This is a genomic window from Paenibacillus sp. YIM B09110 (assembly GCF_037167145.1).
Lineage (GTDB): Bacteria > Bacillota > Bacilli > Paenibacillales > Paenibacillaceae > Pristimantibacillus.
Genome location: NZ_JBANSP010000006.1, coordinates 280,185 through 292,355, shown reverse-complemented (window position 1 = coordinate 292,355; position 12,171 = coordinate 280,185). Strand labels below are relative to the sequence as shown.

Genomic DNA, 12,171 nt, shown 5'->3' with positions numbered 1-12,171 from the left:
GAAAACATCATTCAGCGCCAAGTATGTGAATGAAGAAGGCCAGTAATTTTCGTTCTTAAAGAGACTTCCGGCCCTTGAGTGCATGTTTCTACATAAAATTGATCATGCCGAGTCACCATTCTAAAATTAAAAGTGATCGCAGCAGAAGACAGCCGTTCGCGAGTGGCTGTTACTGTTGTCATAGGAATCACTCCTCTCAAATAAGTTCAAAATAGCCGCCAAAGGATGGCGACAACGAACCAGTGCATATATAATAATTATAAATATGGAAATCCAAGCGGACAAGGTATAGACCAATTATTTAGTAAATCATCGCAACGCTAACGGTCACGATACTTAATTCCCATGTTCTACCTGCAAGCGCATAACTCATTGATGTTGCTTTGATGGCTTTGTTGATTAATTAAATTGTTGATTAGTATTCTGGGGGGGGATTGCTATACCGCTTTGAACCTGGTCTTTATATAAAGCTCTCTGAACGTAGTCCCACCTTGTACCATCCAAGCGGTTCACTTTCTCTCCGATGACCTGAGCCTGACGTGCCGAAGCGGGTGACACAAGACCAGCCCTGCATAAGGGTGCAATGAAAGTCGGATACGTCTTCGCGCTTCCTGTTATTATGTTCACGAGAGGAGGTCTGAAGCAAATATGGATTCGTTGAAGCACATGAACGCCGCGCTGGCATACATCGAAGCGCGGATCGCGGACGACATCGACATGACCGAGGCGGCGCGGATCGCGCTTTGCTCGGAGTATCACTTCACCCGGATGTTCTCGTTCCTGGCTGGCATTCCACTGTCCGAGTACGTCCGGCGCAGAAGGCTGACGCGCGCTGCGGCAGAGCTGCGGCAAAGCAACGCAAAGGTGATCGACATCGCCCTGAAGTATGGCTATTCGTCGCCGGACGCGTTTGCGCGGGCATTCCAGCAGTTGCACGACGCTACGCCTTCCGAAGCCAGGAGGCCGGGAGCGATGCTGAAAGCTTATCCGCCGATGACCTTCCGATTTTCAATACAGGGAGGAAGCGAGATGAACTATCGGATCGTGGACAAGGAAGCGTTCCGCATCGTTGGCTACAGCAAGCGGGTGCCGATCGTGTTCCATGGCGTGAACCCGTACATCGCGGCGATGTGGAATTCGCTGGACGAGGAGGAGTTCGTACGCTTGGAACGGCTGTCCGACGTCGAGCCAGCGGGACTCGTCAGCGCGTCGGCGAACTTCTCCGAGGGACGCATGGAGGAGCAAGGCGAGTTCGACTATTATATCGGCGCCGCAACGACGAATGCCTGCCCGGAGCGGTTCGCCGCGCTGGAGGTGGCGGCGACGAGGTGGGCGTTGTTTGAAGCGGTCGGTCCGTTCCCCGAGGCGCTGCAATCGGTATGGGGGCGTATCTATTCCGAGTGGTTCCCGACGACCGGATACGAGCTGGCGCCGGGGCCGGAGATACTGCGGAACGTGAGCAAGGACACGAGCTCGCCGGCGTTTCGTAGCGAGATCTGGATCCCGGTAAAGAAGCGAGCGAGCGAATGGGACGCGTAATGGGCAGGGCAATGGAGGGCTGTTTCGCGACAGCTCTCTTTTTGGGTTTTATAACGCAACAAAGTTGTGTTGTATTACGACAAAGATGGAAGTGATGGATGGTCTCTAGCATGGGGGTTTGGAAACCAGAGATTTCATCATCATATTCATGCCCGGGCATTAGGTAGTTATAGTGCTTCACATTCAAATGAGATAATCAATAATCATTCAGAAATACCCTAAGTGATTGAACTAACGAAGAATGTTAGTTTAATATGAATCAAGGACGAGACTGCCGATTCGTGTCGACAGTCTCGTTGAAGTAACGAAAACGATAGTTTAGTTTAGTTGTGCTACCTCGCTTCACTTGGCCTTTTATTGGCATTTCCTTCGGCTTATTGCTGCCACATGTGTTTTGATGGTCTACTGATATAAAAGATACTTTAAGATGGGCAAGTGCTATCAAAAGGTAGCACTTGCCTTTTGTTTTATTGCCGCAACACTTCATCCATTTCCATCGCCGCTTTATAGTCTACACCGTAAGTATGGCTGTACCTATCCAAAGTAATGCCGATGCTTGAATGGCCGAGCCGCTCACTAACTAGCTTAGGGTGTACGTTCTGCTGTAGCAATAAGCTGGCGTGCGTGTGTCTGAGGTCATGAAACCTGATCTTCGGAAGTCCAGACTTGCGAAGCATATCTAGCCAACGGGATTCAAAGTAGTAGGGGCTTACAGGGCAGCCGAACTTGGTTTGTGTGACCAACCCATGATCGTTGAATTTTGCTCCAGCAGAAAGTTTGTCCTGCGCAAGCGAGCAAGTTAAGTCACTTGTTCGCCGAGCCATAGAAAACGGCGGACAGCTTCGAACAAGATGGCTTGATTACTTGACCACCAAACCAGAATCAGAGATTCTTGATGAAGTAAAGGCTGTGGATGCCAAATTTGTGTCTTATCGACCAAAGGTGAACATGGAGGTGTACGAACGTACAAGCTACAAAGCGTCAGTATTGCTTTGGAGTTTGGAAAACGCATTGGCGCTGTTTGGTTATAAGGTTAATCTTGATGATTTGGTAAAATATCTTGCATTTTTTATGAAAGATTCGTCGTCACAAGCAGACAAGGTTGCTGAGGTCGTGCAGGCCATTGCTTTGGATGTGGAAGAAAACTGCCATGAGTCGGGGCAAAAATACCATCCGTATACACCGGGGAAGGACTAATGCTTGTTTACGCTCATGGCGCGGCTTTTCCGGCAAGGCAGGGAGGCATTTCAGCGTAAACGGCGTAAAAAGGTAAGCCAAGCGGGATCTGCTACTTCTGCCCAAACCATGAGCCAGCAACGTTTTGCGGATGTGCCAGATACAGCATACTACGCAGAGGCGGTTAATGTATGGATTATGCTGGAAATTCTTAATTTTCCGGCTTTTTAATCACAGTAATTTTATGCAACGCTAGTGATTTGCAATAAAACAAGGATTACCCCGCAGACAGTTTGTACAACCGCCCGCAGGATAATCCTCCGTTTATTGCTCTACTCGCTCTATCTTGCCAGCATGTTCATTAGAACCGTGACTGCCTCGGCTCTTGTTGCATGGGCTGGGGCAAATTTGTTACTGCCTCGTCCTTGCATGATGCCTGCTTTATTCACAGCAACAATGCTACTTTTCGCCCATTTTGGAAGATCCTTGTCGTCCGTGAACCCTGTTATCGCAGTCTCGTCGAGTGTCAACTTTAGCGCCCTTGCAATTATCGCCGCCATCTCAGCGCGTGAAATCTCCTTATCTGGACGGAAAGAGCCGTCAGTATAGCCTTTAATAATGCCTAACTTTACCGCTAGCGAAACTTCTTTCTCCGCCCAGCTACCGATCTGCGCCGCATCGGTGAAAGTTAGTGCCGCCCCGATTCCTTCCGGTTTCAGCGCCTTGATCAGCATTACCGCGAACTCTGCTCGTGTTACGGTATTATCCGGTCTAAACGTGTTATCCGGATATCCTCTCACTATACTTCTACTCATCGCAATAATGTTGGACTCTGCCCAATGTCCGGATATATCCGTATAAGGTACTATGATCCACTGCGCGTACAGCGTCACATTCGCTGATCCCATGGTAAACGCAGCATTTGCTGTATACTCTTTCCCGCTTCCATCAGCAGCTGTGTTCCAGCCTGCAAACGCGTAGTCCGTTTTCTCCAAGCTTCCCGTGTTGCCTAATAACGTTATCGATTCGTTTTGCACGTAAGACTTGTTATCCGTAGGTACGATTCCTCCCGTGTTGCCGTTACCGTTATAGGTTAATGTATATGTCGGGGCAGGCGGAGTAACTACTGGCGGCACCGGCACCGGAACGTACTGCGCGTATAGCGTCACATTCGATGTAATGGTGAACGTATCGCTTAGGGAATAGCTTGTTCCGCTCCCGTTTGCCGCCGTGTTCCAACCCGTAAACCTAAAACCTGTTTTTACTAAACCGCCCACATTTCCCTGCACCGTCACCAGATCATTATCCTGATATGGAGTAACATCCAAAGGAGGGGTTCCGCCTGAATTGCCGTTGCCATCATAAATTACTTCGTGCCTCCACTGCGCAAACAACGTCATATCCGTTGTAATGGTGAGCATACCGCTTGGGGAATAGCTCGTTCCACTTCCGTCCGCCGCTGTGTTCCAACCCACAAACGTATAGTTCGTTTTCACCAATGTTCCATTCCCTAACACCATTACCGTCGTGTAAGGTACATACGGAGTGCTATCCGTAGGTGTGGTTCCTCCGGAACTGCCATTGTCGTCATAGGTAACGGATCTGGGGTCATAGTTCTGCAAAAGAACGGCGCCGTCTCCCGCAACCACATAGTCACTGCTACCGTAAACGACACCGGAAAGGATAATTCCCGGAGATCCCGAATCGCGGCTCGTCCAAGTCGTCCCGTCGGGAGAGGTCAATATCGTACCATTATCACCCACTGCCACAAATTCGCTTCCACCGAAAGTGACACCTCGTAAATTTTCACTCATGGCGCCCGACGTTCGGTCCGTCCAGGTCGACCCCTGGTCAGTAGAGGTCAATATCGTACCATTATCACCCACTGCCACAAAGGTTGTGCCATTATTGGTTACGCCCCTAAGAGGTATGAGGCTTGCTATTGTTTGGCTTGACCAAGTAACTCCATCGTTAGTCGAGGTCAATATCACTCCGTTATATCCCACCGCCACATACGTTTCATCGGCGCCGATTTTACCATAGGTGATATTCATAAGCGAATCGAATGTGGGCCCGACTACAATTGTAGTCCACGATACGCCGTTATCGGTGGATTCCCATATTTTCCCACCAGCGCCCACCGCCACAAACTTATTATGGCCGTATACGACGTCATAGACATTTGTCGGTTCGCCGATCGATCCGGCTACCCAGGTATCGCCGCCGTCACCGGAGGTCACGATCGTTCCATTGCCAACGCCTCCGGCTCGTTGCCCAACCGCTACAAACGTACTATTGCCGTAAGCAACTCCATTCAGAAACTCCGTTGTGTTCGACGTTTTTGATGTCCAAGACACTCCCTCATTAGACGAGGTCCAGATATTTCCACCATACCCCACTGCTACATGCTTGCCATTTCCATAAGCGACCCCACTAAAAGCTCCCCCCGAACCACGGTTTGTCCAATTTTCCAGAGAGGCTCCAAATGCAACAGTAGGAATCATTGTTACAAGAATCAAGAGTGCCATTACCAAGGAAATACTTCGTCTGATCACTATTTCTCATCTCCTCTACTGAATTAAGTACATTAAGTACTAGTTTTACAAAGCAAACAATACCATTTGTTGTAAGTATAATCAACATCTACTATCCTAATTAAATCTTAAACACTTATACCGATTGATGAAGTTGCTCCGCCATCCCGGATACATTTAAGTGGCTTTTGAAGATAATCCGAAAGCTGGAGTGATTGGATTAGCGACTCTAGCAATCCGGTGGCGACTGGTGACGAAGAGAAGGCTTAAGCGGTAATACATTATGCGGATCTTGAATACATCGCCATATGGGGCTTGTGCCTTGGGCGTTGTGTTTTTTTATTTGGAGTCAACACGAAAAAAGGCGAAACTCGATTCGCGCCGAAGTAGCGCAAGAGAATCCTTCGGATAGGGATTAAATGTCCAACCTGCATCTTTGGGCCTTAGTTGGAATTCAACTCGGCTTGTTTCAGAAACAGGGTGGATGTGAACGAGAAGACCAGACATACATGACAATGTCACGGGGGATTTTGAAATGAGTATATTGATATTATTTAGTAGATTAAGCAATATCGCACGGTCTTCAAATGAAATAAAACAGTATATCTATTGAAGCAGAGCAAGGTTAGTTTGTCGCCGTCGCTCTGTATTTTTTTATGGAGAAAAACCAACGCCACGTTGTGCTAGTCGAGCATGTTACTTACGCTACTTATGATAAAATTTATGGAAAAAGGTTGTATCTTTTTTAGCTGTTCGGTCGTCTAACAAGAAGCTGGCAGAAGGGAGGGAAGGGCTGAAAAGCTTTGCTGATGTCTACACGCTCCGCGTGACTGAGCTGTTTGGCACTATATTACAGTCATATTAATTTTACGAATTGACCAATTTACAGTGTCAACTCTTTTGACAGAAGTACATGGTGTCCGTTCATCGCATGTCAAACACTGATACTGAGGTTGAGTCATTATTTAGAGAATAAAAAGGATAATTGTCAAAATAAATCGAATACCGAATATATAAATGGATTAATCAGCTTACGGAGGAATCAATCATGATTAGAAGCACAAAATTTCTTATTCCCCCTGCGCGAAAAGCACTGATCGAAAGGCCTCGGCTGACACCCAAGCTGTGGCAGACAGTGAAATAGCAGCCGGAGGAGAAGCGAAAATTACCGTTGGCAGAGACATTGTCATTTGGACGAAACATTTCACGAAATTTGTGGTCTATACGCCTGTTACGACTACGCCGGACACGCCTTCTGCTGCTGGCAGCGGCGGAGGCAGCGCACTGTCCGATCGTTTTACGATTAACGCGTTCTCCAGTGCCGAGTTCACTCTTGGCGACGTTACGTTCTCAATTCCGGAAGGGGCTACGGACAAAACCATTCAAGTAACCGTGGATAAAGTGGCCGATATCTCAAAATTGCCTAAAGATGTTTCCCTTCAATGGCTTGGGGATGTTTACGAAGTAAAGAAAAACAGCGATGGAGAATTCTTAAAGCCCGTTACGATTGGACTTGCTTTCGACAAGAGTCAAGCAGCAGTCTACTGGCTGAATGAACAAACAAACAAATGGGTGATACTGGACAATGCGAAGGTAGATCAAGCGAGCGGCACCGTATCCGGTTCTGTCACCCATTTCGGAAAGTTCGCCGTGCTCGTTTCGGAACGAGTTCAGACCCCTTCACCGTCCTTGACCGATATCAAGGGCCACTGGGCGGAAGCCGGTATTCGAGATTTAGTTCAAACAGGAGCAATCGACGGGTATCCTGACCTGACCTTTAAACCGAATTACTCGATTACAAGAGCTGAGTTCGTCTCCATTCTGGTAAAGGCTCTCGGGTTGACAGCGCCGGATAGCAGCGCCTATGACGATACAACCGATCATTGGGCTAAGGATTCGATCGGTACGGCCGCGGCTTTGGGGATCGTTACCGGGTTTGAAGATCATGCCTTCCGTCCGAACGATCTAATCACTCGTGAGCAAATGGCAGTGATTGTAGTTCGCGCATTGAGGTTGAATGTTTCGAGTAAGTCCGTCAGCTTTGTGGACGCTTCGGCTGTTTCCAGTTGGGCAACGGAAGGGATAGCTGCTGCAGCCGAAAACGGGTTAATTAACGGTTATGAGGATGGTGCTTTTAGGGCGAAAATGAATACTACTCGTGCTGAGGCTGTTGTTGTCATTCTGAAAGCGATGACTCTTAAGAAATAAGTTCGATAGAATGGGCACCCAATTGGGTGCTTTTCTATTTCGCCGAAAGTAGGATTCAATGAGGTTTCGTTAGTGCGTGCGTGATGGGGGGCTAAACAGAACCAGGGATGGGATACAAATCCGATTGTAGTTGGTTGTAAACAGTGTTACTCTATCAACAGTAGACTCAAGATCTATCCCTTGGCAGACGTCTAATAATCGTTACTATTTTGGCTATAAAGAAAGGTCATACTATGATAAAAGTTGATAACTTATCCTTCTCGTTTCCGCAAAAGGAATTATATAAAAACATTTCTTTTACGATTGAAGAGGCGCAACATTGCGCTTTTATAGGAACAAGCGGCAATGGCAAAAGTACATTAATTGATATATTAATGGATCCAGAAAGATATTTGTTCGAGGGCAAGTTAGAAATAGACCCGACTTGCAGGATTGGCCTCGTAAGTCAATTTCCGCAATTCGACAGAACGAAAGATACAACCGTTTATGAATATATAGGGGAACCATTTATTAAGATACAAAACGAAATAACCGCTATTTGTACGGAGATGGAAACCTCATCGGATATTGAATCCTTATTGGAAAAATATCAATTAGCTTTAGACGCATTTGATTCAATTGGCGGGGAAGATTTTGAAAGCAACATGAATAAGAAGCTTAATCTAGCGGACCTGATGAAGCTTAAGGATCTTAGGGTTTCCGACCTGAGCGGTGGGGAATTCAAGCTTATTCAAGTGATGAAGGAAATGCTTAGTAGTCCAGATTTAATGATTATGGACGAACCGGATGTATTTTTAGACTTTGATAACTTAAATGCGCTTAAGAACCTGATTAATTCCCACAAAGGCATGTTGCTAGTTGTTACGCATAACCGATATCTATTGAATCATTGTTTCAACAAAATTATACACCTTGAAAACACGGAGATCCAAGAGTTCGAGGGGCGGTATATGGATTATACCTTCTCCTTGCTTCAGACTAAAGTTGAGTTGCAAGAACTCAAAATCGCCGAGGATGAAGAATTGGAGAGAAACGAGAACATAATCGCTAATCTTAGGGTTATCGCAACTTATAATTCAGAAGCTTCTAGAGGCAAAGCGTTAAAAGCCAGAGTCAAGTTTCAAGAAAGATTGGAAGCGCGTAGAATTAAAGCGCCGTTCGTTGATATTAAGCAACCGAATATTAATTTTGGAATCGATAATGAAATGGAAGACACCGTTGTTGTACATGTCCATAATTATAGCGCTGCCTTTGATGAGTTGCTGTTAGACAATGTTAGCTTTGAGATAAAATCTACGGATAAAGTAGCCATTATTGGTTCAAACGGTACCGGGAAAACGACTTTACTCCGAGATATCTTTAAAAATAAGGATGAATCAATTGAAATAAATGCTGATGCTAAAGTAGCTTATTTATCTCAAAATCAAGGCGAAGTGCTAAAGGAATCTATTACAATACTAGAAGATTTCATCGATGCTGGGTTTAAAACGTATGATGAAGTTAGATCGTATATTTCAAGCTATGGCTTTGAAGGAGAAATCGTTAATCAAAAGATAGAATCTTTATCGGGTGGAGAAAAAAATATGCTTCAATTGGCTAAAGCCGCTGCCAGTAAAGCAAACGTATTACTTCTTGATGAACCGACAAGCCACTTAGACATCTATTCACAACTAGCACTGGAGAAAGCTATTCAGAATTATAAAGGCGCGATTATCATGATTTCTCATGATTTCTATTCGGTGGTTAATGGTATGGATTATGTTCTAATCATTGAGGATAAGACGATTAGGAAAATGAGTATTCGAAAATTTAGGCAGATGATTTATGCTAGTCATTTTGATAAGGACTATCTAGAAGCTGAACAAAATAAAAGATCAGTTGAAATGAAAATAGAATTGGCGTTAAAAGATAATGATTTTGAACATGCAAAAGTATTGGTTGATGAGCTGGAAGAGCTGATTAAGTTGCTTTAATTGCATAATCCCAAAGAACACAGCCTTGTAAAGGTGTTTGGCGGCGGCAATACTGCGTATGGCCAAAACTATGGACAATGGGGACATGGCGATAGCGCATCGGAGCTATTCGAGCCGGTGCGCATGGAGAGCTCCAGGAATACACCCGATTTGCAGCGCGCACGTTAATCCAGCGGTTCGATTGCCGTTAAGCTGGCTTATGAAGCGAGGTCGGTTGACACTCTGGAAATTTCTGATATATAATTAGGATGCTAATTATATGAACACGATCTCAGAATGGAGCCGTAACGCATGTCTCAATCCGTCCTATATTTGAAAAGAACTTATATTATTATGCGCAAAGAGCTTGACGTGCGGTTAAGCACATTCAATCTGACGACTTCGCAATTCGAGATCCTGGGTTATTTGGCCCAATCCGGAGGGTTGGAGCAGCAGAAGCTCCAGCATCATAGCGGGATTACATCCGCGACTTTGACCGGAATATTAGATAAGCTGGAGGCTCGGTCATACATCTCCCGTAAGCCTAGTCATACAGACGGAAGGGCTAACGTTGTGACACTCACGCAGCAGGGCAACGAGGTGTTCGGTAAGCTGGTCGATCTTATTCTGCAATTCGAGAACGAGATGCTTAAAGGGTTCACGCAAGCCGAGAGAGATTTGCTGGGACAGTGGCTGCAACGAGTGGCCAAGAACCTAGGGGATAAGGAATATTATTAATAAGGGCTTTTAGCCTTCACTAATAGCTAGCATCCTAGCAATCCAAGAGGAGGTGAGTGCAATGGTGCGTGTATAAGGAAGAAGATGAATAACGTTTGTTTTATAGCTAGGATCCTAATTAATAGGGGGAGGCATTATGCGAATCGTAATTACAGGAGGAACAAGCGGAATCGGTTACGGGACGGCGCGCTTTGCCGCGGAACACGGTTGGGAGGTAACGATCGTCGGTCGTAATCGAACCCAAGGAGAGAAGATTGCCGCCGAGCTGGGGGCGGGCTACCTCTATGCAGATCTGTCCAAGATGTCGGATGTACGTCGATTAGCCGAACAGCTCGAAGGGCCGATTAATGCGTTGGCACTGTGTGCGGGAGGAATATCTACAGACAAAGAGGCACGGCTGACCAAGGAAGGGTTGGAGACGACTTTCGCAACAAACTATTTGAGTAAATTCGCGTTAACGGAGATGCTTCTTCAGCAGAACAAGATCGTACCTGACGGATGCATCGTTATGGTAGGAGGTAATGGCGTCCACAAGAATGCTTCGACCTCTTGGGCTGAACCTCAAGCCGGACTACCATCCGCGATGAAGGCAGCGCTTGCGGTCGATCTCTATGCTTCCGAGCTCGCCAAGCGATATTCGCAGTTGCGCGTGCATACCTGCTATCCGGGAATGGTTCGAACGAATTTGTTCCAAGAGGCACCGTTGCTGTTCCGATTGTTGTCTCGAATGTTCGGCCAGCCGATAGCCAAAGGCAGCGCTTATCTGGGTCGGCTGATCTTGGAGAAGCATTCGGGGGTGCATTGGAAGCAGGATCGCCCAATGCGTTTCCGCGTTCCTTTGCCCGTAGACCAAGAAGCTGAGGCGCTATGGGTATATAGTCGACAATATATTTGACCACATAACAAAGGGGAGTTAAGCATGCGTTATAAAGCAGGGTGGCTGGTGCAAAATCATATTTTGGCTTTGACGCATTTTGAACCGGTGGTAACGATGGAGGATTTCCGAGATATCGCTGCGGATGCGCACATAGCTTTGCAAGAGGCGACGCAGCCCTTTCACCTTCTGATCGATAATCGGATTATCGCCGAAAGGACGGTCGCCACTCTGGATTCGATGTTGAAAGCTCTGCCGATCCTCCAACATGCGCACCTGCGATGGATTGTTGTCGTACTGCCCGAAGCCGTCAAAGAGACTGCAGCAGCTAGACAAGTCGAGCGGCATGGATCGATTCAATTAAAATTTGCGGACAGTCTGGCTTCCGCATTCCAGCATCTTGCCCGTGAGGATGACCGTATAGACGGGGCGGCCGGCATGGAATCGAGTTGGAGCGATTGGATCTCTTATGAGGGGAATCCGGTGGCTACGGGGGAAGAGTAAGAACGAGGAAAAATATAATAGTACGCAGATTTTGAATACATCGCCAAGTGGCCTATGCGCCACGGCGATGTATTTTTTAGACAGAGAAGTCAACACGGAGTCAACTATTAGCTTTAGAAAATAGCTTTTGTAAACTGAATTAACTGGTGCAAATAGGATATCCCACACATCTGGGAGCTTTGCAGCACTTGAATCAACCTGATTTTTAGCAAATGAGATCCACTGTATCGACGATAACGGTTGTCAGGATCCCGATCCGCCGTTACATATCCTGCTTGCTCCCAGTAGCGAATCGTCGATTTGGGAACCTGCGTTAGTTCGGAAACTTCGTTGATGTTGAACGGCTCTTCGGCATACGCGGATTTATTTTCGTTAGCGTATATCCGTATATCCTGGTTCAACCTCTCTAATTTCTTTTTTTCCTCGTACAAAGCGACTTCTTTTTTCCTAATGATCCACATTGCATCTTGCGGCTTGTCCCGTTGGAGACAACGAAGTACCTCGGTCGTCACGATCCGAGGAATACAACCATTTAGAGAATTGGCGGAAAAGTCCGCAAAGATTTTTTATAGTCGGTGTCAAACGATTACTCACTATAGCGCTCTTGCCGACAAAGCGGAGGTTCAAATTGATTATGAAGCCATAT

12 protein-coding genes are annotated in these 12,171 nt (G+C 46.5%); 9 read left to right on the top strand and 3 right to left on the bottom strand.

The genetic code is table 11. The features are described from left to right. Nucleotides 1–648: 648 nt before the first annotated feature. Nucleotides 649–1,539 (top strand): AraC family transcriptional regulator, encoded by an 891-nt coding sequence (locus tag V8F51_RS12150; protein WP_337100494.1) that lies wholly within the window; start codon nt 649–651, stop codon nt 1,537–1,539. 467 nt (nt 1,540–2,006) lie between these two features. Here V8F51_RS12150 and V8F51_RS12145 read toward each other — a convergent pair whose 3' ends face one another. Continuing rightward, nucleotides 2,007–2,282: a tyrosine-type recombinase/integrase gene (locus tag V8F51_RS12145; RefSeq protein WP_337100493.1), complete on the bottom strand. Its 276-nt coding sequence runs from the start codon at nt 2,280–2,282 to the stop codon at nt 2,007–2,009. Between the two features lie 10 nt (nt 2,283–2,292). On the opposite strand from V8F51_RS12145, the gene V8F51_RS12140 reads away from it, so the two are divergent. Both V8F51_RS12140 and V8F51_RS12135 read left to right on the top strand, forming a co-directional pair. Continuing rightward, on the top strand, nt 2,293–2,736 hold the full coding sequence (locus tag V8F51_RS12140) for a hypothetical protein (RefSeq protein ID WP_337100492.1): 444 nt from the start codon (nt 2,293–2,295) through the stop codon (nt 2,734–2,736). 3 nt (nt 2,737–2,739) lie between these two features. Beyond that, on the top strand, nt 2,740–2,946 hold the full coding sequence (locus V8F51_RS12135; protein WP_337100491.1) for a hypothetical protein: 207 nt from the start codon (nt 2,740–2,742) through the stop codon (nt 2,944–2,946). 110 nt (nt 2,947–3,056) lie between these two features. Here the strand turns inward: V8F51_RS12135 and V8F51_RS12130 are convergent, their stop codons facing one another. Then, nucleotides 3,057–5,072 carry an S-layer homology domain-containing protein gene (locus tag V8F51_RS12130; RefSeq protein ID WP_337100490.1) on the bottom strand — a complete coding sequence of 672 codons (2,016 nt, stop codon included), beginning with the start codon at nt 5,070–5,072 and terminating at the stop codon, nt 3,057–3,059. Nucleotides 5,073–6,374: 1,302 nt separating this feature from the next. Here V8F51_RS12130 and V8F51_RS12125 point away from each other — a divergent pair. The 6 genes from V8F51_RS12125 to V8F51_RS12100 all read left to right on the top strand — a co-directional run bounded on the left by V8F51_RS12125 (nt 6,375) and on the right by V8F51_RS12100 (nt 11,525). Beyond that, on the top strand, nt 6,375–7,457 hold the full coding sequence (locus tag V8F51_RS12125) for an S-layer homology domain-containing protein (protein WP_337100489.1): 1,083 nt from the start codon (nt 6,375–6,377) through the stop codon (nt 7,455–7,457). Between the two features lie 233 nt (nt 7,458–7,690). Then, on the top strand, nt 7,691–9,430 hold the full coding sequence (locus tag V8F51_RS12120; RefSeq protein WP_337100488.1) for an ABC-F family ATP-binding cassette domain-containing protein: 1,740 nt from the start codon (nt 7,691–7,693) through the stop codon (nt 9,428–9,430). Further along, a complete protein-coding gene (locus V8F51_RS12115; protein ID WP_337100487.1) occupies nt 9,431–9,598 on the top strand; it encodes a hypothetical protein in 168 nt (55 codons plus the stop codon). A 123-nt stretch (nt 9,599–9,721) separates the two neighbouring features. After that, nucleotides 9,722–10,147, top strand: coding sequence for a MarR family winged helix-turn-helix transcriptional regulator (locus tag V8F51_RS12110; RefSeq protein WP_337100486.1), 426 nt, complete (start codon nt 9,722–9,724; stop codon nt 10,145–10,147). A 136-nt stretch (nt 10,148–10,283) separates the two neighbouring features. Further along, nucleotides 10,284–11,042: an SDR family NAD(P)-dependent oxidoreductase gene (locus V8F51_RS12105; protein WP_337100485.1), complete on the top strand. Its 759-nt coding sequence runs from the start codon at nt 10,284–10,286 to the stop codon at nt 11,040–11,042. A 24-nt stretch (nt 11,043–11,066) separates the two neighbouring features. Further along, nucleotides 11,067–11,525 (top strand): hypothetical protein, encoded by a 459-nt coding sequence (locus V8F51_RS12100; protein ID WP_337100484.1) that lies wholly within the window; start codon nt 11,067–11,069, stop codon nt 11,523–11,525. 113 nt (nt 11,526–11,638) lie between these two features. Here the strand turns inward: V8F51_RS12100 and V8F51_RS12095 are convergent, their stop codons facing one another. Next, nucleotides 11,639–11,986: a MerR family transcriptional regulator gene (locus V8F51_RS12095; RefSeq protein WP_337100543.1), complete on the bottom strand. Its 348-nt coding sequence runs from the start codon at nt 11,984–11,986 to the stop codon at nt 11,639–11,641. Nucleotides 11,987–12,171: the final 185 nt, after the last annotated feature.

Coding starts and splice junctions, on each gene's coding strand:
- V8F51_RS12120 (WP_337100488.1), top strand. CDS start 7,691: ATGATAAAAGTTGATAACTTATCCTTCTCGTTTCCGCAAAAGGAATTA.
- V8F51_RS12150 (WP_337100494.1), top strand. CDS start 649: ATGGATTCGTTGAAGCACATGAACGCCGCGCTGGCATACATCGAAGCG.
- V8F51_RS12100 (WP_337100484.1), top strand. CDS start 11,067: ATGCGTTATAAAGCAGGGTGGCTGGTGCAAAATCATATTTTGGCTTTG.
- V8F51_RS12110 (WP_337100486.1), top strand. CDS start 9,722: ATGTCTCAATCCGTCCTATATTTGAAAAGAACTTATATTATTATGCGC.
- V8F51_RS12095 (WP_337100543.1), bottom strand. CDS start 11,986: ATGTGGATCATTAGGAAAAAAGAAGTCGCTTTGTACGAGGAAAAAAAG.
- V8F51_RS12105 (WP_337100485.1), top strand. CDS start 10,284: ATGCGAATCGTAATTACAGGAGGAACAAGCGGAATCGGTTACGGGACG.